Here is a 22300-nt window from a genome sequence, read left to right on the forward strand (position 1 = left end):
GTCGGTTTTTTGCACAACGAACTGTTGGACTTCCATGAAGAGGTACCACGTATATAAAACTTTTATAGTATAAACCGACCGCCGCTGATGATTTAAAAAGTTGTCTTCTGTGCTTGAATTGTTATCCGAAAGAGATAGCTTTATTGATTTGATACCTTCAATTTGTAACGGTAATAAAAGTGTTGTGGAACAAAAAGCCATACAACCAATGGAACGCTATTCCCTTTTTTGAGGGGAGTGTTTCATATAAACGGCCATGGGCCGTCCTTGGTCTATCTACACCTATGCTTCGGCCCACAACAAAGCTTGAAAGATCTGAGTAACTTACCCAGACTTTCTTATAAAACAGCCATGGGCTGATCCGGTCTGTCAACAGCCAGGTTCAGCCCATAACGAAAATAAGTCCAAATGACGTACATCAGGTTTTACTGCAAATGATTAATTTACTTTTTCCTGATTGGGAATGGGACAAAGTGACATGTGTAAAAATTTTTTTGAACGGCATGATCCCCTGATGTACAAACTCTTGGGCATCTTTTAGTCCCATGGACAGCATCCGTATGTAAAATAAAAATTTAATAAGCCGTCTGCGCGGCACTTCGTGCTCCATAATCAGGACCAAACCATCCGGTTTTACCACCCGCTTCATTTCTAAAAGTGCCGCAGTCCTCACTTCATTTTTCAACTCATATAAGGCATGGGAGCAACAGACAACATCAAAGCTGTTGTCCGCAAATGATAACCTGGCTGCGTCGCCGTTGATGAACTGTGTCCGGCCGGAACGATCCTTTTCTTTTGCCTTATGCAGCATTCCTATAGCAAAATCGTAGCCGATTGATTGGACTTCAGGATGTTTTTGGGCAAAAGCAAGCGCGACCGATCCGGTCCCGCAACATATATCCAATACCCTGGGATGATTTTTTTTCGCCAACCGGGCTGAATCCACAAGAAATTTGCGTGTCTCTTCACCATAATTATGGGAATGTATTTTTATAAACAGGTCATAAAAATGAGAGAAAATATTATAATATTTTTGCCTGCCCTTTCGTGTATTTGACACTACCGGCTCCTTTCAGTCTGATTTAATGGCCTTCCATTTTCAATGGGGTGGGGTCCCTGTTTTTCCGCATCTATTATTTCCCGCACCGCGCCACTCAGGGTCTTGGCTGAAATCTGCAGTATTTTTATCCCTGCACCGGACAGCACATATCCCGGGCCTTTGTGGGAAATATCCTCTTTGATTCCCACATGGGTAATTTTCTGATCAACCAGCCACTCTGCCACACGCAGCCCCTTTGCCGTGGAAACGGTGCAGTGCGGATTCCCCATGATTTTTTTTGCATCAATGGTATGGTTATCTCTGTGAAGGTAAAGTATCGCAAAATAAGGGGCTTCTCCGAAATGGGAGCTGATATGACCATTTTTCTCAGACAGGGGCAACGCTAGAATATCATGGATTCGAACTTTTGGTTCATAATGAATGGTTATTTTTTCGATATTGGGAATCTGAGTCATAATCCGGTTTTCAATGGCTTCACTGATTTTATGCGCCGCTTCAAGATTGCTGACATTTAAGGTGATGGCAGCCTGGATAAACCGATACCGTCCGGCGTTGCGCCCGATCAGGGATTTGATTTCATCCACGGCAGGTTCTTGACGGATCAGACTGCGTATTTTGTTGAGGGTGGGAAAATCAATGGATGCATCCAGAAGAACCCGCATACCATCCGACAAAAGTTCCCATCCGGCTTTTGCAATGAAAAGAAGAATCAATGCGGCGCCAATCCGGTCAATGGAGATTCCCATAACGTCGGTCTGCAGGTCAAAATAGCTGAACAATACAGAGACAAGGACCACAATGGATGACAAAACATCCACCTGACGATGTCGGCCTTCGGCAATCAGTACCGGAGATTGGGTCTTTTTTCCGACGTGGAGTGCATATTGTCCAAACCCGAATATTGACAGGCTGCTGCCGGCCAAAAGGACAATGGAAATCGGCGTAATCTGCGGCAGGTCGGCAGTTGAAGAAAAGATCTGTTTAACGATTTCATATCCGGCAATAAAGATAAAAAGGGAAATGACTACGGACGCAACATTTTCCAGTTTGTAGAGCCCAAGGGGGAAGGAGCGGGTTTTGCGGGTAGAGAGCCTGACGCCGCCATAAATGACCAACGACGCCACTGCATCTGTCCCGGAATCGATGGCACTGGCAGTAATGGCTAAGCTGCCGGTAAAAATGGCAAGGGGGACCTTTATAAGCGTCAGAACCAGGTTCAGTAAAAAGGCCAGGCCTGCAATTTTGAATATCTGATGCGTATCTGTGGTTTTGTCCATGATGGATTCTTAAACTCTCAATGTCCCGGGCGATTCAGTTAAATTATGATACCACTAATATTTCGCAAAAGCCAAAGGTAAAAATTAGGGATATTCATAATAGTAAGCCACGCTGTCCTGATGGATTCGTGGTTGGTGCTGTTGTTACTTTGGTCGATTTAATTGGAAATGAACCGTATTTTTTATTCCCAGGATAGGGTGAAGATGATAAATTGCACCGCAATGATATCTCACAAGCAATTTTTTTATTTAACTGATATGAAGGCCGAATCATGGAACGAATTCTGGTAATCATGGCATCCGGTGCTTTGGGCACCCTGTTTTTTTTCTGGTTTTCCCACAGCCTGAAGAAAAAGGCATCTGTCAGGCAGTTTGTTGACGCCCATTTGTGGCTGATGCATCCCAACGCCATCTGCTATTGGCGTACAGGTTTTGCTTTCCTGGGATTCTTCTTTTATTTTTATTCTCCCTACCAATCTTTGGGCATTTTTATTTTTACATTCGCTGCGATTCTCGACGGGATTGACGGCGTTGTGGCCCGGGGGTGCAATTTGGTGTCCCGGTTGGGAGAGTGGCTGGATCCCATGTGCGACAAACTCACCTATCTGCCTCCCCTGGTCGGGTTTGCCTATACAGCTGACTCTGCCACCGGACTGACGATCCTTTCTCCTAAACTGATCTGGATCCTTGTGGCGATTGAACTGGTGGGGCAATTTTTTGCCCGCCGGATGCTGGCCTGGCTCAATGTGTCCGGGGCAGCCAACAACTTTGGGAAAATCAAGGCTATAATTTGTTTTGCATTGGTGATTCTGTGCGCTCTGATAGATGCCATGCCCGGGATGTTGAACATTGGTAACGGGGTGCTTGGGGCCTGTATTCTTCTTTCTGCGGCATCCATGATTTTTAAGTTTGTTCCCAACCGGCTTTATGCCGATATTCTGTCTATGCTCAATTTCATGTGTGGTGTTACCAGCCTGATTTTAACCTATCATCACTGTTATGCCTGGGCCATTTGCGTGATCATCATGGGCCAGCTTTTTGACCTGTTTGACGGCCGCATGGCACTCAAACACGGGGGCACCAAGTACGGTCCCTGGCTGGACGATATAGCTGATTTTGTCAGCTTCGGACTGGCCCCGGCCTATATGGTGATTGTCAGAGGCGGCACATTTGCCATGTTTTTTGCCGTGATTTATGTGGTAGGTGTGGCCTACCGTCTGGTGCGGTTTGTTACCAAGGACAAGGGGCGCACAGACCTGCCTGCCGGCATTTTCAACGGATTTCCAAGTCCTGCCGGTGCCCTGATTGTTTTAGGTGCATCCCTTATAACCGGGCCTGCGTTGCTCTGGTTTTTTACCGCTGTTTCCACAGCCTTGATGGTCAGCAATATCCGGTTTGCCCATTTGGGCCGGGTGATTCTTAAACAAATTCCCAAACCCATTTTTTTTCTGATTTCTGCCGGCATCATAGTGGTTCTATCCTATATCCTGAAGACTAAAGATATCCATATGTTTGGGTATCTTATCCTGGCGTCAGTGATTTTTTACCTAACTGCGGGCAGAATTTGGGTGCAAAAGATAAATATCCCGGGATCGCCCGAATGACCGGTTTTTTTTAAAGATGGATGGCATTTTATTTCTTTCGGCGGCTGTTCTTTTTTCCCTGCCTTGAAAATTTGCCCTGATTCCGGTTCTGCCGGGAAGGGGCTTGGGTCCGGTGCCCTGCTTTCCGGGTGACGATCTGTTTTTGTTTCTCCTTTGCCCGGGGATCTTTTTCCACAAACACAGGGACCATGGCAAAGGGGTCAATGCCGGTGTAATACATCAGGGTGGAAAAGGTGGATGGTGTGGGGGTAAAGATCTGGACCTGTTCCGGTGTGATGTGAAGTTCGTTCTGGGTAAATGCCTTCAGCTCATTCATCTCCTTTATGGAACATCCGGGGTGAGCGGCGATCAGGTAATAGGTCAGGTATTGTTTTTTCTTCAGTGCGTTGCAGATGCGGTCAAACCGGTGCTTGAACGCAACAAGGCTGTCCATGCCCGGTTTTCCCATCAGCGCCAGCACACCGGGCGCACAATGTTCCGGTGCCAGCTTCATCTGGCCGGAGACATGGTCGGCTACTACCTGTTTTAAGTATGCCTGGCCCTTTTTTTTGTCCATGAGGATCAGGTCATGGCGAATGCCGGAGTTGAGAAATACCTTTTTAACACCCGCCAGGCAGCTGATTCCTTTGAGTAGATCCATCTGGGGGCCATGGTCCGGTGAGAGGGATGGGCATGGGGTTGGGAACAGACAGCGTCGGTGGGTACAGGCGCCTTTTTCAAGTTTTTTTTCACACTCAAACCCGTACATGTTGGCCGTGGGACCCCCCAGGTCAAATATATAGCCTTTAAAATCCTTGTCCCGGGTCATTTTTTTTGCTTCGGCAATAATGGAATCTTTGCTGCGCCATCTGACGGTCCGTCCCTGATGCACTGTGATAGCGCAGAAATTACACTCCCCGTAGCAGCCGTAATGGGTGGGAATGGAAAACCGGATGGTGTCCATCGCCCGGACATGACCCAAGGCCCGGTAATAGGGGTGAACATCCCGCTGATAATTTAAATCGTGAATTTCGTCCATCTCTTGGGTGGAACTGAAAGGTGCCGGCGGATTCAGGACAAGAAACCGGTCTGCATGGGCCTGGCTTAGGGGGCGGGCAAGCATGGGGTCCGTATTATCGTAAAAGGTTTTAAAACTTTGAATATAAAGGTCCTTATCCTTGACGACCGCTTCATAGGCGGGCAGTTCTATGCCCTTGGGCGTTTTGGCGATATAGCCCAGGCCCGGAATCAGTGTAACAGGGTTTTGTGTATCTGCGGGTATGGTTGCCGACCGGTTGTCCGTTTCCAGCTTGTTAGCCAGGACCCGGGCAAGTTCCACGATACTGTGATGAGCCATGCCGAACAAAAGATAATCTGCCTTGGCATCAAACAGGATGGAACGTCTTATTTTATTGGACCAGAAATCATAGTGGGCAATGCGCCGAAGGCTTGCTTCAATGCCGCCTAACACAATGGGGACGGTGGGTTTAAAAAAGCGCCGCACAAGGTTGGTGTAAACAATGACCGCCCGGTCAGGCCGCCGGGTGTTTTCTCCACCGGGTGTGTAGTCATCCTGTTTGCGTCGTTTTTTTGACGCCGTGTAATTGGCTACCATGGAATCCACGGCGCCGCCGGTGATACCCCAGAAGAGCCGGGGCTCGCCTAAACGGGAGATGTCCCGGCCACTGTCCGTGTCCGGCTGGGCAATGATGCCCACGGTAAATCCGTTTGATTCCAGGACCCGGCCGATGAGGCTGACCCCCATGAATGGGGAGTCAATGTATGTATCCCCGGTGACAAGGATTACATCTAGCCGGTCAATGCCCCTGTCGTCCATTTCTTTTCGGGTGGTGGGTAAAAACATCATCTGCGTTTCAGGTTCCGGCCCGGTGTCTGCTCTAACCGGGCCATGGAGAAAATAATCCCCACCAGGCTGAGCAGGGCAAAAATCATAAAGGCCGTGTGCATGGCTTTTAAAAATCCTGGGACCGTGGCAGTGCTGACTTCAGCATCACCCATGAATATACTTAATAAAAGGGTGGTGATGGTCATGGCCGTGAGCATGCCGACGCTGCGCATGGTGGCCACAAGGCTGGATGCAATGCCGTAATGTCTTGACCTCACAGACCCCATGACCGTGGTCATGTTGGGTGTGGAAAATGCGGCAAATCCCAAGCCCATGATCACCAGCACCACCAACACCTGCCAGGTGCGGGTGTCCTGGCCGAGAAAGGCTGCAAGCCCAAGTCCTGCCGCGCAGATGGTCATGCCCACCGTGGATAATTTGGATGGAGGGAACTTGTCTGAGAGTGTGCCGGATAACGGTGAAAGCACCGCCTGAATTATCGGTTGGGCAACGAGCACAAAGCCTGTCGCCTGGGCCGACATGCCTTTGACCACCTGCAGGTATAAGGAAAAGAAAAATGTAAGCCCGAATGAGGCGGCGTAGTTGATCCATGTGGCAATGTTGCTGAAGGCCAGAACCCGGTTGCTTAACAGCAGGCGAATATCCAGGATAGGAAAGGGATGCCTGTATTCAAAAATAAAAAAGCCGACTATGCCAACCATGCCTGCCGTCATCAAATCCGATGCCCAGGCATCACTTTCAAGGTGGGACACCCCGACGATCAGACAGGCGAGTGCGGCCATATAAATGAGGCTGCCCATCCAGTCAAAGGATTCTCCTGCAGCGCCCTTCCACTCCCCTTTAAGCTGGGTCAGGGTCAAAATCAGGGCTGTCATGGCAAGGGGAACAGACGCAAAAAAAATCCATTGCCAGCCCAGCCAGGCGATCATGAGTCCGGCCAGAGAGGGACCTGCAGAAAGTCCCAGGTAGACACAGGCTACAATGATGCCCATGGCTTTACCTCGTTTTTCCTGGGGCACCACAGAAGAGAGAATGGCCACGGAAGTGGAGACCGTACACGACACGCCGATCCCCTGCAAAAACCGGACGGCAATGAAAATATCAATGGACGGGGAAAAGGGTAGCAGGATCGTGGCAAGTGCAAATAAGGCCACACCTGACACAAATATTTTTTTTCTTCCAGTGATGTCTGCCAATCGGCCGACGGGAAGAAGAAACAGGGTGATGGCCAGCATATAGACCATTTCCACCAGGGCCAGAGAAACTGCACTCGCACCATAAAACCGGCCAATGGTGGGCAGCGCCACGCCGACCGCAGACATCATGAATGGTGCCAGAAACTGGACTGCAGAGACAATAAATATGGTGTGGCCGGTGGAAGTTCTGGGCTGGGGCTTGTTATTTCGGCTTTTCATGTCTCCCCCTCCTGGCACTGTCAATCATCATTATTGATTTATCAAGTATTGATCCGTCAATATAAGAAACGGGTCCAGGAAGTCAAGGAGATATGAATTACAAAGAACCTTCCGATTGCTCCTCTTTTTTGACCAGGGATATTTCCACACGCCGGTTGGCTTCCCTGCCCAGGAAATGCGTGTTGTCCCCAATGGGCAGGTACTGGCCGAATCCTTCGATATTGATTCGTTCTGGGGCCACTCGGCAGTCAATCAAGAATCCGGCAACGCTCATGGCCCTTGCCGCGGACAACTCCCAGTTGGAGGGGAACCGGGCCGTATGAATGGGCGTATTGTCCGTATGGCCGGCAACAATGATTCTATATTCGGGTTCTGTTATGAAAAATGAGGCCAAATCCTTTAATGCAGGCTTGATGTAGTCCAGTAATCTGGCTTGGCCGGAAGGGAAGCTGATGTTTTCGCCCAGGGTCAGAACAAGTCTGTTTTTTGCAACTTTAACGGAATAATTTGAAATATTGGATTTTTCCATGACCTGGTGCAGCCGGTCTTCAATGTTGAGGAGATCCAACTCGGATTCTTGAACTTTTTTCACTGGTTTGGCCGGTGTTTTAACTGTCGCAACGGGCTGGTGCAGCTCAGTGGGAATATGCTCAATTTTCAACTTCTGTGGCATATGTGCCTGGTTGCTGTAGAGCATGATAAAAAAAGCCAGGATCAGGGTCATGATATCCAGCATCGCCCACAGACTGGAATCTTCGGGTTCACACCCCTCCAGAAGGCTTTGGCGTTTCAGGCGAAGCCGCTTTAATTCCGAGATTTCAAGCTCAGATATGAGGTTTTCCTGGGTTCTCATGGATATCACCCTGCCATGGGTTCCTGTTTTTCGGGGGCGGGTTGAAGCCGGGGCAGTCTCATGGGTCGTGCCTGGGATTTTTGGCTCACGGTCCAGTCATCCTGTAAATAATCGCCAATGCAATATCTTAAGCGATACCCAATGGCCTTGGCATTTGTTTTGTCCGCAATATCCAGAATACCTTCAATGATCAATGCCAATTCCATGGCGTCGTGTTTCGTTTTTTGCGCCAGCTTTTTTGAAATGGGAAGAAAAATAACATTGGCATACAGCAGACCGTAAAAAGTGGTTAACAGAGCTGTGGCCACGCCTTTTCCGATCAATTCTGCAGATCCCATATTGCTCAACACATTGATCAGGCCGATGATGGTGCCCACAAAACCAAATACCGGCATCAGCTTGATAAAAGTATTGATCAGGTCTGCCTGGGAACGCCTGGCCTGGAGGAAATTATCGTATCTGCGCTCAAGGGTCTTAAAAATCGTATATCTGTCAAACCCGTCCGCAACCATTTCAATGCCCATTTTCAAAAATGGATTGTCAATATTTTTGGATTTTTCATCCAGTACAAGTTTTCCGTCCCGCCGCCGGATTGCGGCCAGCACTTCAATCTGTTTTATGAGCGCGTTCAGATCGGTCTTCTCCCCGGAGAAGGCTTTGCGGATATTGACGAAAAGATCTGAAAACAAACGAAAAGGGTACGATACCAAGGAGCAGACAAATGCCCCGGTAAGGATAATCAAGTTGCTTTTGATGTTCAATACAATGGATGATAGTTCGGATACGGTTCCTGACAGCAGTATAAACACGATAATACCTGCGGCCGGAAGTATTTTCTGGAGCATGGGTTTCTCCCTTTTAAGTGGTAAGAAAACAGACTACACGGTTATATTAAAGCATAAACCGTACCTTTGAAAATTCTGCTTTATTTAAAGGGTGTTAGCTTCTTTTGTGCAGAGGGACAGGGAAGAATTTTCCCGTCTATGCAGGCACGCTTTCAGGCCAACCCGGAAAGAATAGGGCTAATAAGGTGACAACCTTGTCGGTTTATGGCAAACTGTGCCCGTGTAAAATAAGGATATCCGGTGCTGACCGGAATTTAAGCAGAAAGGATATGACCGTGAGCAATCTTGACGCATTTCTGGACAAGCTCCAGGAGGAAATATTTGATGAGGCAAAACAGGCCCTGGGTGAAAGGGGCTTTAACCGCTGGAGAAACCCCAAGCACAACGGCCGGATGGAAAACCCCGATGGATGGGCCCGGGTAACCGGAGAGTGCGGGGACACCATGGAAATATATCTTAAATTTAAAGACAACCAGGTGGCTGATGCGTCCTATTTTACGGACGGGTGCGCTTCTTCCATGGTCAGCGGTTCCTTTGCCGCGGAGTTGACCCTGGGCAAAACCCCGGAGGAGTTGACCGATATCACGGCAGACGACGTTCTTGCCGCCATTGGCCGGCTTCCGGAAGACGATCTTCACTGCACCACCCTGGCCGCCCGCACCATCCAGGCCGCTTTGGACAACTACATGGGCACCATGGTGAAAAACGGTTAATTTTTATGGAAATCCGCCTTGATCTGAGCCGCCATTGCATCCAGACGGCGGCCCGCCTGAAGCTGGAACACCTGATCCGGCAATGTCTGAAATCTCCGGATCAGGAAACAGAAGAGAAGATTGAGGCCTTGACCGGTTTTTTGTCAAAAAATGATTTCGGTGAATTGCGCAGGCGTATTGATCTGGCCCGTAAATTTTTAGAAAACGATCCTGCCTACCTTATGCCCCTTGACCTGCCCGATGATATGCTTAAACCTTTCTCCCGTCTGGTGCTTGGTCTTGATTTTTGCTTTCTATCCATGTCCTTGGACCCACGATCTACCTGACCTCTTTTTTGTTTTTACTTGGAAGGGCGACCGCAAAAAAAGCGCGGGTCGTATTCGACCCGCGCCTGGCTTTTTTTGTCAGTAAAACCTGGCCGCTTTTAACTGTGTTTTATTTCGTGTAGCCGCTTCCCACGATTAATCCGCCTTCGGTAGTCCGGACATAAGTTTTTTTCTCTGCTCCGGCCCACTTATATTCCACCCATACCCCATCGGGCGTGGACTGGACAAGCGCGTCGTATACTGGCTTGAATTCGTCGGTGTTTAGGCTTTGCCCCTGCTTGCTGGGATGGACCACCATTGTTCCGCCTTTTTCCATGATGAACACATAAGGGTCGTAATCGCCCGGCTTGTAATCGGTAGGTGCTTTACCGCCGTCAATACCGGCTGCGATTCCGTCCACGTTTCCCTTGATTGCGCCTTCGTCCGCCGCCATAGCTACAGTAGACAGGCAGATTCCGATCACCATTGCCAAACAAATCGTCAAAGCTTTTTTCATAACCGTTCCTTTTTCGTTAAAATTTTAAGAAAATTGTTGCTAACGATACAACTTTTGACAAAAAAAGCGCTTGTGCCCTTCTCCTTTCTTTCTTTTGCGGCCAGGTTGCGGCAAAGGATGGCGAAACCACCATTTGCCTCTTTAAGTCTAATTGGAACCAACGAATTGGAACCAACAAAGAGCTGCTGTAAAGTGAATAGCCTTTGCTGCAGTGCTGTTAAGCACCGGGACTAACGTCTTTTCTGATTAGAATTTGAATATCGCCCAACATTTGAGTGATATTCAATGTAGGATTGCTGAAAAAAATTTATGCCTCATTACTGAGTACATTGGCTACAGATTCGTGTAACACAAGTCCCCGGTCTTAGTAAACCATTTTTTGGATTTTGTCATCAAGCCTGATTAGGTGCCTTACGCCCTGCATAAATCAGAATTTAGTATCAAATTCTTTCTTGCTATCCGGACGGCAGTCAGGATATTCTTCAAATGTCTTAATTATATTTTGGGTTCAGCCTGTCTCAAAAATATTTAACCCAATTCAGATGTTCTCTTCGGAGAAAGAAGGGGTGTCCATGAAAGAAAAACAAATATCTGCAGACTTTCAAGTCCGTCTTTTCACCCACATGATTTTGATCCGAAAGTTCGAGGAAAAAATTGTGGCCTTGTGCCGGGAACAATACCAACTGCCGGGCATGCAGATTTTGGCCAACGGCCAGGAAGCGGTGGCCACGGGCGTCGTATCAGCCCTCGATTCGGAGGATATCATTGTCAGCAATCACCGCAGCCACGGCCACCTGTTGGCCAGAGGCGCCGATTTAAATTCGTTGATGGCCGAAATCATGGCCAAAGCAGACGGTGTCAACCACGGCAAGGCCGGCACCCTGCATCTATCCGTGCCTGAGATCAATGCCCTGATGACCTCCACTGTGGTTGGCGCAGGACCCCCTTTAGCCGTCGGAGCTGCTTTTGCCCAGCAATATCAAGGGCTGAACGGCGTGACCGTGGTGTTCTTCGGTGACGGCGCAGCGGCTGAAGGGAGCGTACACGAGGCAATGAATTTGTCCGGCATCTGGAAACTGCCGATTCTGTTTGTCTGTGAAAACAACGGGTGGGCCGGTGCTCAGCGGCCTGAGGAGCATTCCGCCGTATGTCAAATCCACAAGCGGGCCCAAGGATATGATATGCCCGGCCGGAGTGTGGACGGCAATGACGTGGAAGCGGTATACAATCTGAGCCTTGCATTGCTCGAACACTGCCGCTCAGGAAAGGGCCCGGCTTTTATGGAAACCCTGACCTACCGCATGCGCGGACATGGCGAACATGACCACCAGCATTATGTGAATCGGCAGGAGCTGGAAGTCTGGGCCCTCAAGTGCCCAATAATACGGTATCGCCAGGCGCTTCTCAATGCCGGTATTCTGGATAAAGCCCAAATTCAAAAGATCGAACAAGACACCGAAGCGCGGGTGGCAGCGGCTGTGGCCTTTGCAGATGCAGGCCCCTATCCTGAATCCGACACAGCCCTGACAGATGTATTCGTCCAGGCATTCAATAACTGAAAGGAGTTTTGCCATGAGTCAGAAAACATTTGGAAATGCAATTAATGACGCACTCTCCACTGCCATGGACATGGATGACAACGTATTTATTGCCGGCGAGGGGGTGGGCGTCTCCATCCACCTTGACCCCAACATGCCGACCTACGGTCTTCTGGATAGATTCGGACGACGCCGGGTGAAAGACACACCGGTCAGTGAGGCCGCCATTGCAGGGCTTGCTGTGGGCGCTTCCTGCATGGGGCTGCGGCCGGTTGTGGAGATTATGTTTTTCCCGTTCATGACCCTGGCCAGTGACATGCTGGTCAACCACGCCGGGAAATTACGCTACATGAGCGGCGGAAAATCCAGCTTTCCTTTGACCGTGCGGGTCAAGGCCGGTGTCGGGTTTGGTGCCGGCAGTCAGCACTCTCACAACCTGGAAGCGTGGATCGCCCACACCCCGGGCCTGAAAATCGTCTGGCCGGCAACTGCAGAGGATGCCAAAGGACTTCTTCTCAGTGCGATTTTTGATCCGGACCCGGTTATCGTGGTGGAAGATATGATGCTCTACCGGATGAAAGGAGCGTTTCCAGACACAGACGTCCGCACCCCCCTGGGCAAGGCCCGGGTGGCAGTACCAGGTACCGACTGCACTGTGATTGCCTATGGTAAGGCCCTTTATACCGCCATGAATGCGATTGAGCCCTTAACCGAGCAAGGCATCTCATGTGAGGTAATTGACCTGCGGTCTCTGGTGCCTTTGGACAAAACCTGTATCCTGGAATCGGTCCGTAAGACGGGGCGACTGGTGGTGGTGCACGAGGCCAACCGTTTTTGCGGTTTTGGCGCGGAATTGGCCGCCATGGTGGCCGAGGAGGCGTTCTACGATTTGAAAGGGCCGGTCAAACGCGTTGGTGCACCACAGATCCCGGTGCCTGTAGCATCAAGCCTTGAAAAGGTCTTTATACCCGGTCCGGAGGATGTTGTCAGGGCGGTTCTGGAGACGATGAACAAGTAAACTATTATCCAGGGAGATAAAAAATGAAAACAGCTAAAGACATCATGGAAAAAGAAGTCATCTCAATAACCCCGGAGACCGATATCTCCCAGGCCGTAGAACTTCTGTTAAACAACCACATTAATGGCGTGCCCGTAGTGGACGGGGAGGGCACGCTCAAAGGTATTCTGTGCCAGAGTGATCTTATTTTTCAACAGAAAACCATCTCTTTGCCGCCCATACTCACCTTTCTGGACGGCATTATTCCCTTGTCTTCATCCAAGAAATTAGAAAATGAAATGAAAAAAATAGCTGCCGGTACCGTGGCCCAGGCCATGGTGCCGGATCCTGTCACCGTAGCACCGGACACACCGGTCAGTGACATCGCAGCCATGATGGTTGAAAAACATTTTCACACCATTCCCGTGGTTCAGGACGGTAAAGTGCTGGGCATTGTGGGCAAGGAAGATGTGCTGAGGACATTGATCAAATCATAATCTGAAAAAAATCGGAGGAAAAATGGGCAAAGATACGCACAAGGATCAAAAGCCGTTCGTGGCCTGGTTCAAGGATTTGAGCATTGACGACGTGCCCTTGGTGGGCGGCAAGAATGCCAGCCTGGGCGAGATGTACCGCAATTTGAGCCCCAAGGGGGTGAGTATCCCCAATGGATTCGCAGTCACCGCCCATGCCTATACCTATCTTTTGGAAAAATCCAAAGCCATGGATAAGATTCGGGAGATATTGTCCGACCTGGACACCCATGACATGGACAACCTTCAGGAACGCGGGGCCAGGGTCAGGAATCTGATCCGCAGCCTGGAATTCCCGGATGAGTTGTATAAGGAAATCGCCAAGGCCTATGTCAAATTGGAGGGGGAATACGGCAAGAATGTGGATGTGGCCGTACGTTCCTCGGCAACGGCCGAAGATCTGCCGGACGCAAGTTTCGCAGGTCAGCAGGACACCTATCTGAACATCCGGGGCGTGGAAGACCTGGTGGAAGCCTGTCACCGCTGTTTTGCCTCCCTGTTCACCAACCGGGCCATATCATACCGCGAAGACAAGGGATTCGACCATTTTTCCATTGCCCTGTCCATTGCCGTACAAAAGATGGTTAGAAGTGATTTGGCCTCAAGCGGGGTCATGTTCAGCATAGATACGGAATCGGGCTTCCGGGACGCGGTGTTCATCACCGGTGCCTACGGGCTGGGGGAAAATGTGGTCCAGGGTGCGGTCAATCCCGATGAATGGTACGTGTTTAAGCCCACGCTTAAGCAGGGATTCAAACCCATCATCATGAAAAAGACCGGTGGCAAGGCCATTAAGATGATCTACACCACGGATGCCAAGCAGCCCACCAAGAACGTGGCCGTGCCGGACGAGGACCGCCGCCGCCTGGTGCTCAAGGACGAGGAGGTGGTGGAACTTGCCCGGATGGCCTGCACCATTGAGGATCACTATTCGGAAAAAGCCGGATACCTCAAACCCATGGACATCGAGTGGGCAAAGGACGGCGAGACCGGCAAGCTGTTCATCGTCCAGGCCAGGCCCGAGACGGTGCACACGTTGAAGGACCAAGCCGTTCTCAAAGAATTTCATCTCAAGGAAGAGGGCAAGGTGGTATGTACCGGCCAGTCTGTGGGGGAACTCATCGGCCAGGGCGGGGTTAACGTGATCAAATCCGCCCAGATGATTTCCAAATTCCAGAAGGGACAGGTGCTGGTCACGGACATGACCGACCCGGACTGGGAACCGGTGATGAAGATCGCCGGGGCCATCGTCACCAACCGGGGCGGGCGCACCTGCCATGCGGCCATTGTCAGCCGTGAACTGGGTATTCCGTGTATCGTGGGCGCCGGCAATGCCACCACCCGGATGCAAACCGGCCAGGAAGTGACCGTGGACTGCTCCCAGGGCAGCATCGGTTATGTGTATGAGGGGCTGTTGCCCTACGAGGTCAAGGAGACGGACCTGGAAAATTTGCCCAAGACCAAAACCAAGATCATGTTGAACCTGGCCAGCCCGGAGCAGGCATTTGAAAAGAGTTTTATCCCCAACCACGGGGTGGGTCTGGCCCGTGAGGAATTCATTATCAATTCCTATATTAAGATCCATCCTTTGGCCCTTTTGAGGTACGAGGACCTGGGTGACGAGATTTTGAAACGGGCCATAGCGGACATGACCATCGGTTACAACGACAAGGGTGACTATTTTGTGGACAAATTGGCCGAAGGTGTGGGCATGCTGGCCGCGGCTTTTTATCCCAATCCGGTCATTGTACGCCTTTCGGATTTCAAGAGCAACGAGTACGCCAACCTCATCGGCGGCACCCAGTTCGAGCCGGTCGAGGCGAATCCCATGATCGGTTGGCGCGGGGCCTCGCGCTACTACGCCAAGGAATACAAGGAGGCGTTCGGCCTGGAATGCAAGGCTATGCTAAAAATCAGGAACGAGATGGGGCTTCATAACGTCCAGGTCATGATTCCCTTCTGCCGCACGCTGGATGAAGCCAGGCAGGTGATTGAGACCATGGCCGAATTCGGCCTGAAGCAGGGTGAAGACGGGTTCAAGGTGATCTGCATGTGCGAAATACCGTCCAACGTCATCCTGGCCGAAGAATATCTGGAGATCTTCGACGGCTTCTCCATCGGCACCAATGACCTGACACAATTGCTCCTCGGCGTGGACCGGGATTCGTCCCTTGTTTCCCATGTGTATGACGAGCGTAATCCGGCGGTGAAGAAGATGGTCCGCCAGGTGATCGAGACCGCAGTAAAAAAGGGCAAGTACATCGGAATCTGCGGCCAGGCTCCCAGCGATTACCTGGAGTTCGCGGAATTTGTGGTGGAATGCGGCATTGAGACCATGTCCCTTAATCCGGACACGGTGATTAAAACCACTTTGGCCGTGGCAGAACTGGAAAAGAAATTGGGGATATAAAGATCCCTCTTTGCGATCTCGCCTCTATGCGTTGGATCGTTTTGGCGAACATAAAGAATCCGATTCCCGGCAACGTGGCTGGAAATCGGATTCTTTTTCAGGGAGGGTGTTACAAGCGGAACTTAGACAACATTGACTTTACTTCCTGGGCGAGTTGTCTGAAAGATCCGGAATTTTGGCCAATGGCTGAACTGATCTCCTCCATCTCAGACGCCACATTGTGGACCCCGGAAATCTGTTCTGCGATGTGTTCTGAAAATTCAGCGTTTTTTGATACGTTATCATTGACTTCCTGCATCTTCGATGACGTACGGTTCATATTTTCCACAATTTCTCCGGTGGTTGCAGACTGCTCATCCACTGCCGCAGCAATGTCGGATACGATTTCATTCACATTTTGAATGATGCCGGAGATATCCTTTATTTTTGCAACGGTTTCTGAGGTGGCATGCTGAACTTTGCCAATTTGATTTTGGATTTCTTCGGTGGCTTCTGACGTTTGACCGGCCAAGGCTTTAATTTCGTTTGCCACAACAGAGAATCCCTTGCCTGCCTCTCCTGCCCTGGCTGCTTCGATTGTTGCATTCAAGGCCAGGAGGTTGGTCTGTTTGGATATGTCTTCTATGGTTTCGGTTACATTGTTAATTTCAAAAGCGGTTTTGCCGAGGGTGTCCACAAGATCTGACGCCTCACCGGCGTAGGTAACGGCCTTATCCGATATTGATCTTGCGGTTTCAGAGCGTTCTGCAATCTTATGTATTGTTCCTGACATTTGCTCTGTGGCCGAAGCCACTGAATTGATATTTTCCATAACGCTGTCGCTGGCCTCGGAGACCGTGGCAAGATTGGTGTTCATTTCATCCGCCGCCAGGGACAGAGAATCGGAACTGCCGGTCATTTGGGTAGAATTCTGGGACATTTTTTGGGAAATACCGCCTAACTCTTCCGAGGACGATAACAGGTCCTCAATACTGTTTTGAAGTTGTTTAAAAATTGTTCCTATATTTTCGGTCATACGATTTAATGCTGTGGCCAACTGACCGGTTTCATCCCTTTGATTGATTTCCAGTTTCCCTGTAAAATCTCCTTGGGACATTTTTTCTGAAAATTCAACACCCTTGATAATGGGTTTTGTCAGCCTGTTGCTGAAAAACAGTACTAAAAAGATGATGATGGCCATGCTGACACAAAAGGCTACGATGAGGACGTTTCTGATTTGATACAATAAACTGTACCGTTCCGCTTTATAAACACCTAGGGCAACAATCAGTTTTTTATCGGGAATATTGTCGTATAAAAGTATTTTTGTACGCACCTTGCCGTCGGCATCCTTCCAGTCATACTCTAGTTTGCCTTTTTTCCCCTGAATCATGGCCTGGACAATATGCTGGCCGTCTTCACTTTTGACCTTGTAGACATTTTTGCCCTCAAGATAAGGATGGATGACCATATCTCCTTTATAATTAAATACATACGGGTATCCATCCTTGCCGACCTTCATGGCAAGAATGGCATCATGCATATCTTCGGATTTAATAAGCTGGGTAAATTCTGACTTGTAGGAAGATGCCCAGAGGATAAGGTCCATGGGCTCAAAATAAGTTATGTAGCCAGCTTTTTTCCTTGGTTTGTCTTCATTTGGATTTTTCCAGTTGTATTCAAGATATCCCGACTTGGTTTCGTTTTTAAGCAAGGCTTCCACCTTAGGCCAGAATGAGGCTTTCGTGATATCCGCGCCTTCGGCTTTGGGGTGAATTGTTAGGATACCTTTACTGGAAACACCGGCAACATATCCGGTGGCTCCAATTTTTTTGCTTAAAATTATTTCAGAGGTCTTTTGTTTAAGTTCTTCTTTAGAAATTTCGCCTTTTTCAAACTTTCCATAAAGATAGGAAACCACATCCTTATCTTTTTCCGTAATAGCCCTAAGATAATTTTTAATGGCGATATCCTCAAGGCCTCCCATACTTTCCTTAACGGCGGATATGGTATTGGTGATTTGGCTGTCAAGCTCTGCTTTTACTTTGCTTTTAATGAAAAAATAGAGCCCGATGGAAAGGATGGAAACAATAAAAAAAACGGAACATCCAAAAACAAGGAACATCTTTGTTCTGATTTTCATGGCATTAATCCTAAATAACGGCTATAGGCCGACCTGGTTTATTAGCACCTAAGTTCAACCCACAACAAACAATGAAGTGAATTCAACAAGTTATCGTAACGTTTGTATAAGTAGAGAATATCCGACCGAATTGAAATCGGCTGATTTGTCCGGCTTTGCTGCTTGAAAAGAGTGCTTCGCTCAGCGATTGATTCCGGCAGGATAATCCCCGTATAAAAGCTTGACGAATAAAAATATGAATTTCGTAATTATTCTACCACGATAAAGGCGAACACATTCGTTGTCAATCTAATTTTTCCATTAGTATAATGATCCTGCTATGGATTGAGCTCTGGAAGTATAAGGCGTCTACGGGATTAACCCTGTGTCTGTGTGTGCAAAATAGGTCTTGACCGGTTTTTTTAGTTGTGAGATATAGAACATGCTCAATAAGCAATTGATTGCTTATTTATTAACTGGAAGCGATTTAAAAATCGGTTTGCAGCATTTTCTACAAGCCGATTTTTTTTTATTTTTTTATTATTTTTTTTGTTATATTGTTCAATGGATTCTATATATTGGGACTAAATCTTATTTTGCTTTACCATTCAACGAGGTGAAAGATTATGAAAAAAAGAATGCAGACCATTGACGGGAATACTGCGGCAACCCATGTGGCATACGCCATGAGCGAGGTGGCGGCAATTTACCCGATCACACCTTCCAGCCCTCTGGGGGAAATTGCCGACTCCTGGGCATCACAGGGAAGAAAAAATATTTTCGGACAGATTCTGGACATCAAGCAGATGCAGTCCGAGGCCGGTGCTGCCGGTGCTGTCCACGGCTCCCTTTCCGCAGGTGCTTTGACCTCCACCTTTACAGCATCCCAGGGACTGTTGCTCAAGATACCCAATATGTATAAGATCGCAGGCGAACTGCTTCCTTGTGTTTTTCATGTAACCGCCCGCGCCATTTCCGCCCATGCCCTGTCCATCTTCGGAGACCATCAGGATGTTATGGCTGCCAGGCAGACCGGTTTTGCCATGTTGGCCTCCAACTCTGTCCAGGAAGCCCAGGATTTAGCCCTTGTGGCGCATCTTGCAACCATGGACGCCCGGGTTCCTTTCCTTCATTTCTTCGATGGGTTCAGGACCTCCCATGAAATTCAGAAAATTGAAATGATTGAATACGAGGACATGGCCTCCCTGTTTAACTATGACGCTTACTGGGCATTCAAGGCCAGGGCCATGAACCCTGAACACCCCGACACCCGTGGCTCCGCCCAGAATCCGGATATCTATTTCCAGGGCCGGGAAGCAACGAACTCTTTCTACCTTAAAGTACCTGCCATTGTTAAACACTATATGAAAAAGGTCGGTGAGCTTACCGGTCGCCGTTATCAGCCCTTTGATTATGTGGGTGATCCTGAAGCGGACCGCGTTGTTGTGGCCATGGGTTCCAGTTGTGAAGCCATTGAAGAGACCATAGATAAGCTTAATGCCATGGGCGAACGCTTAGGGTTGATAAAAGTGCGTTTGTACAGACCTTTTGACATCGAAGAATTTTTGCGCACCGTCCCGGCTTCCGTGGAAACCCTGACCGTGATTGACAGGACCAAGGAGCCCGGCGCCCTTGGCGAACCCTTGTACCAGGATGTCTGCACCGCCTTTATGGAACATGGGGAAGGTCCCCGGATCATCGGCGGCCGTTATGGTTTATCCTCAAAGGAATTCAACCCCTCCATGGTCAAAGCCATATATGACAACATGAAGGCCTTGTCCCCGAAGAATCATTTCACCGTGGGCATCATTGACGACGTCACCCACACCTCTCTGGATGTTGAAAAAGGCTTTGATGCCGCGCCGGAAGGCACCGTTTCCGCCAAGTTCTGGGGCCTTGGGTCCGACGGAACCGTGGGCGCCAACCAGTCAGCCATCACAATCATCGGTGACAACACGGATAAATATGCCCAGGGGTATTTTGCCTATGACTCCAAAAAATCCGGCGGGCTTACGGTTTCCCATCTGCGGTTCGGGGATGTGAAGATCAAAAGCACCTACATGATTGACTCTCCGGATTTCGTGGCCTGCCACAAGTCCAACTATGTGGAGATCTACGATGTACTTATGGGAATTAAGCCAGGCGGCACCTTTCTGCTCAACTCCGAATGGGGCACCATTGCGGATCTGGAAAAACATATTCCGGGCCATGTTCGTCGTACCATCTATGAGAAAAAGCTGAACTTCTACAACATCGACGCCGTGAAAATTGCCGGTGAAATCGGTCTTGGCAACCGCATCAACATGATTATGCAGACCTGCTTTTTTAATCTGGCAAATATCCTTCCCGTTGATACTGCCATTGAATTGCTTAAAACCGATATTAAAAAGAAATTCGGCAAAAAGGGCGATGCCATCGTCAACATGAATATTGAGGCTGTTGACAAGACACTGGATAACCTGGTGAAAGTGGATGTGCCCGAATCCTGGAAAGACGCACAAGACCAGCCCAGAATCGAAGAGCCTGCCACACCCTTTGTGGACAATGTCATGCGCAAGATCAATGTCCAGGAAGGCGACGACCTCCCGGTATCCGCCTTTTCCGTGGATGGTGTATTTGAAGCAGGTACATCCCAGTATGAAAAACGCGGGGTGGCTATCAATGTACCTGAATGGATTGCCGACAACTGCATCCAGTGCAACCAGTGTTCCTTTGTCTGCCCCCATGCCGCCATTATCCCCATTTTGGCAACAGATGATGAACTCAAAGGCGCCCCGGAATCCTTTGTCACTGTTGACGCCAAAGGCAAGGGCTTGGATCAGTTTAAATTCAGAATTCAGGTTAATACCCTTGACTGCCAGGGTTGCGGTAACTGCGCAGATATTTGCCCGGCCAAAACACCGGCCCTTGAAATGAAATCTCTTGCATCCCAGGTGGACGTGGAAAAAGAAAATCATAAATTTTCTTTGACTGTTCCATTCAAGACAGATGTGATGAAGCGGGATACCCTCAAGGGCAGCCAGTTCTGGAAACCGCTGCTTGAATTCTCCGGTGCATGCTCAGGCTGTGGAGAAACACCATATGTAAAACTGATCACCCAGCTTTTCGGCGAGAGAATGACCGTTGCCAATGCCACGGGCTGCTCTTCCATATGGGGCGGATCTGCACCGTCCATGCCCTATTGCACCAATGCAGACGGCCAGGGTCCTGCCTGGGCATCTTCCCTGTTTGAGGATGCTGCCGAATATGGTTATGGTATGTTGCTGGCCACAAAATCCAGACGTAAAACCCTGGCCGCAAAGATGGAAAAGGCCATTGAAGAGGGTGTTTCCGATGAGATTAAAGGGGCCATGGAAGGCTGGATCGCCGGAATGGACAACCTTGAAGCGTCCCAAAAATACGGTGGTGAACTTAAACAGCTGCTTAAAGATGCCTCCTCGGGTATTCTTAAAGAGATCTATGGCGAAAATGATCTGTTCGTGAAAAAATCCCATTGGGTTTTCGGCGGCGACGGTTGGGCTTATGATATCGGTTTCGGTGGATTGGATCATGTACTGGCATCCGGGGATGATATAAATATCCTGGTGCTGGATACCGAAGTCTACTCCAACACGGGCGGACAGTCCTCCAAGGCCACGCCCACCGGTGCCATTGCCAAATATGCCGCATCCGGAAAGAAAATCGGGAAAAAAGATATGGCCCGGATGATGATGAGTTATGGGTATATCTATGTGGCAACCATCTCCATGGGTGCCAGCAAGAACCAGACGCTTAAGGCACTCCTGGAAGCGGAAAGCTATCCCGGACCCTCCTTGATCATCGCCTATGCACCATGCATTAATCAGGGCATCAAAAAAGGCATGGGAAAAACCCAGGAAGAGGAAAAACTGGCTGTCGAATCCGGTTACTGGCCCATTTTCCGGTATAATCCCCAGCTTGCCGGTGAAGGTAAAAATCCCTTTACCCTTGACTCCAAACAACCCGACGGCAGCCTGCAGGAGTTCTTAAGCGGTGAAGTGCGGTTTGCGGCCCTGGAAAAAAGCTTTCCCGATGAGTCCAAACGGTTGAGAGCAGCCCTTGGACAAGAGGTCGAGGAGAAATATGCCATGCTTAAAATGATGGCGGATGCCGGAAAAAAAGAATAAAGTTCAATAATAATTAAAATCGTAATGGTTCAGGGGCGAAGGCATTTTATGCATTTCGCCCCTTTTCTTTTTTTAGGCCTTCTTGACGTCTTCAGTGTCGCACTGCTACTTGAAAAAAAACAGGTTTCGGTATACCACTGA

At 49.2% G+C, this 22300-nt stretch carries 16 protein-coding genes; 8 read left to right on the plus strand and 8 right to left on the minus strand.

Annotated features, from left to right (window positions below; translation table 11 throughout):
* Nucleotides 1-418 precede the first annotated feature (418 nt).
* Nucleotides 419-1060 carry a class I SAM-dependent methyltransferase gene (locus B147_RS0100005; RefSeq protein WP_020585203.1) on the minus strand — a complete coding sequence of 214 codons (642 nt, stop codon included), beginning with the start codon at nt 1058-1060 and terminating at the stop codon, nt 419-421.
* A complete protein-coding gene (locus tag B147_RS0100010; RefSeq protein ID WP_020585204.1) occupies nt 1060-2337 on the minus strand; it encodes a cation diffusion facilitator family transporter in 1278 nt (425 codons plus the stop codon). Before B147_RS0100010 ends, B147_RS0100005 begins: the two co-directional genes overlap by 1 nt.
* 272 nt (nt 2338-2609) lie before the next feature.
* On the opposite strand from B147_RS0100010, the gene B147_RS0100015 reads away from it, so the two are divergent.
* Complete coding sequence (locus B147_RS0100015) at nt 2610-3941, plus strand: CDP-alcohol phosphatidyltransferase family protein (RefSeq protein WP_020585205.1); 1332 nt, start codon at nt 2610-2612, stop codon at nt 3939-3941.
* Between the two features lie 28 nt (nt 3942-3969).
* Here the strand turns inward: B147_RS0100015 and B147_RS0100020 are convergent, their stop codons facing one another.
* From B147_RS0100020 to B147_RS0100035, 4 genes are all read right to left on the minus strand, one after another.
* Nucleotides 3970-5784: a YgiQ family radical SAM protein gene (locus B147_RS0100020; protein ID WP_033396622.1), complete on the minus strand. Its 1815-nt coding sequence runs from the start codon at nt 5782-5784 to the stop codon at nt 3970-3972.
* Nucleotides 5784-7202 carry an MFS transporter gene (locus B147_RS0100025; RefSeq protein ID WP_020585207.1) on the minus strand — a complete coding sequence of 473 codons (1419 nt, stop codon included), beginning with the start codon at nt 7200-7202 and terminating at the stop codon, nt 5784-5786. Before B147_RS0100025 ends, B147_RS0100020 begins: the two co-directional genes overlap by 1 nt.
* A 97-nt stretch (nt 7203-7299) precedes the next feature.
* Nucleotides 7300-8055 carry an OmpA/MotB family protein gene (locus B147_RS0100030; protein ID WP_020585208.1) on the minus strand — a complete coding sequence of 252 codons (756 nt, stop codon included), beginning with the start codon at nt 8053-8055 and terminating at the stop codon, nt 7300-7302.
* A gap of 5 nt (nt 8056-8060) precedes the next feature.
* The gene (locus tag B147_RS0100035) at nt 8061-8900 is read right to left on the minus strand and encodes a motility protein A (RefSeq protein WP_020585209.1); all 840 of its coding nucleotides are present in this window, start codon (nt 8898-8900) and stop codon (nt 8061-8063) included.
* Nucleotides 8901-9169: 269 nt separating this feature from the next.
* Between B147_RS0100035 and B147_RS0100040 the strand changes: the two genes are divergently transcribed.
* Together B147_RS0100040 and B147_RS0100045 are read left to right on the plus strand one after the other, a co-directional pair.
* The gene (locus tag B147_RS0100040) at nt 9170-9613 is read left to right on the plus strand and encodes an iron-sulfur cluster assembly scaffold protein (RefSeq protein ID WP_026259448.1); all 444 of its coding nucleotides are present in this window, start codon (nt 9170-9172) and stop codon (nt 9611-9613) included.
* 5 nt (nt 9614-9618) lie between these two features.
* A complete protein-coding gene (locus B147_RS0100045) occupies nt 9619-9939 on the plus strand; it encodes a hypothetical protein (protein ID WP_020585211.1) in 321 nt (106 codons plus the stop codon).
* Nucleotides 9940-10048: 109 nt separating this feature from the next.
* Here the strand turns inward: B147_RS0100045 and B147_RS0100050 are convergent, their stop codons facing one another.
* Nucleotides 10049-10435 (minus strand): cache domain-containing protein, encoded by a 387-nt coding sequence (locus B147_RS0100050; RefSeq protein WP_020585212.1) that lies wholly within the window; start codon nt 10433-10435, stop codon nt 10049-10051.
* Nucleotides 10436-11007: 572 nt separating this feature from the next.
* Here B147_RS0100050 and B147_RS0100055 point away from each other — a divergent pair.
* From B147_RS0100055 to ppsA, 4 genes are read left to right on the plus strand one after another with little or no spacing between them, the layout of a single operon-like run.
* Nucleotides 11008-11994 carry a thiamine pyrophosphate-dependent dehydrogenase E1 component subunit alpha gene (locus B147_RS0100055; protein WP_020585213.1) on the plus strand — a complete coding sequence of 329 codons (987 nt, stop codon included), beginning with the start codon at nt 11008-11010 and terminating at the stop codon, nt 11992-11994.
* A 13-nt stretch (nt 11995-12007) separates the two neighbouring features.
* A complete protein-coding gene (locus B147_RS0100060) occupies nt 12008-12991 on the plus strand; it encodes an alpha-ketoacid dehydrogenase subunit beta (RefSeq protein WP_020585214.1) in 984 nt (327 codons plus the stop codon).
* Between the two features lie 23 nt (nt 12992-13014).
* Nucleotides 13015-13467 (plus strand): CBS domain-containing protein, encoded by a 453-nt coding sequence (locus tag B147_RS0100065; protein WP_020585215.1) that lies wholly within the window; start codon nt 13015-13017, stop codon nt 13465-13467.
* Nucleotides 13468-13489: 22 nt separating this feature from the next.
* Nucleotides 13490-15913: a phosphoenolpyruvate synthase gene (gene ppsA / locus B147_RS0100070; protein WP_020585216.1), complete on the plus strand. Its 2424-nt coding sequence runs from the start codon at nt 13490-13492 to the stop codon at nt 15911-15913.
* Nucleotides 15914-16022: 109 nt separating this feature from the next.
* Here the strand turns inward: ppsA and B147_RS29855 are convergent, their stop codons facing one another.
* On the minus strand, nt 16023-18035 hold the full coding sequence (locus B147_RS29855; RefSeq protein ID WP_020585217.1) for a methyl-accepting chemotaxis protein: 2013 nt from the start codon (nt 18033-18035) through the stop codon (nt 16023-16025).
* A 605-nt stretch (nt 18036-18640) separates the two neighbouring features.
* Between B147_RS29855 and nifJ the strand changes: the two genes are divergently transcribed.
* Nucleotides 18641-22159 (plus strand): pyruvate:ferredoxin (flavodoxin) oxidoreductase, encoded by a 3519-nt coding sequence (gene nifJ / locus B147_RS0100080; RefSeq protein WP_020585218.1) that lies wholly within the window; start codon nt 18641-18643, stop codon nt 22157-22159.
* Nucleotides 22160-22300: the final 141 nt, after the last annotated feature.

Source organism: Desulfobacter curvatus DSM 3379 (assembly GCF_000373985.1).
Lineage (GTDB): Bacteria > Desulfobacterota > Desulfobacteria > Desulfobacterales > Desulfobacteraceae > Desulfobacter > Desulfobacter curvatus.

Bases quoted from the DNA above. Each gene is read 5' to 3' on its own strand.
- B147_RS0100020 (WP_033396622.1), bottom strand. From the start codon at position 5,784: ATGTTTTTACCCACCACCCGAAAAGAAATGGACGACAGGGGCATTGAC.
- B147_RS0100035 (WP_020585209.1), bottom strand. From the start codon at position 8,900: ATGCTCCAGAAAATACTTCCGGCCGCAGGTATTATCGTGTTTATACTG.
- B147_RS29855 (WP_020585217.1), bottom strand. From the start codon at position 18,035: ATGAAAATCAGAACAAAGATGTTCCTTGTTTTTGGATGTTCCGTTTTT.
- B147_RS0100025 (WP_020585207.1), bottom strand. From the start codon at position 7,202: ATGAAAAGCCGAAATAACAAGCCCCAGCCCAGAACTTCCACCGGCCAC.
- nifJ (WP_020585218.1), top strand. From the start codon at position 18,641: ATGAAAAAAAGAATGCAGACCATTGACGGGAATACTGCGGCAACCCAT.
- B147_RS0100040 (WP_026259448.1), top strand. From the start codon at position 9,170: ATGACCGTGAGCAATCTTGACGCATTTCTGGACAAGCTCCAGGAGGAA.
- B147_RS0100010 (WP_020585204.1), bottom strand. From the start codon at position 2,337: ATGGACAAAACCACAGATACGCATCAGATATTCAAAATTGCAGGCCTG.
- B147_RS0100015 (WP_020585205.1), top strand. From the start codon at position 2,610: ATGGAACGAATTCTGGTAATCATGGCATCCGGTGCTTTGGGCACCCTG.
- B147_RS0100060 (WP_020585214.1), top strand. From the start codon at position 12,008: ATGAGTCAGAAAACATTTGGAAATGCAATTAATGACGCACTCTCCACT.
- B147_RS0100055 (WP_020585213.1), top strand. From the start codon at position 11,008: ATGAAAGAAAAACAAATATCTGCAGACTTTCAAGTCCGTCTTTTCACC.
- B147_RS0100030 (WP_020585208.1), bottom strand. From the start codon at position 8,055: ATGAGAACCCAGGAAAACCTCATATCTGAGCTTGAAATCTCGGAATTA.
- ppsA (WP_020585216.1), top strand. From the start codon at position 13,490: ATGGGCAAAGATACGCACAAGGATCAAAAGCCGTTCGTGGCCTGGTTC.
- B147_RS0100050 (WP_020585212.1), bottom strand. From the start codon at position 10,435: ATGAAAAAAGCTTTGACGATTTGTTTGGCAATGGTGATCGGAATCTGC.
- B147_RS0100065 (WP_020585215.1), top strand. From the start codon at position 13,015: ATGAAAACAGCTAAAGACATCATGGAAAAAGAAGTCATCTCAATAACC.
- B147_RS0100045 (WP_020585211.1), top strand. From the start codon at position 9,619: ATGGAAATCCGCCTTGATCTGAGCCGCCATTGCATCCAGACGGCGGCC.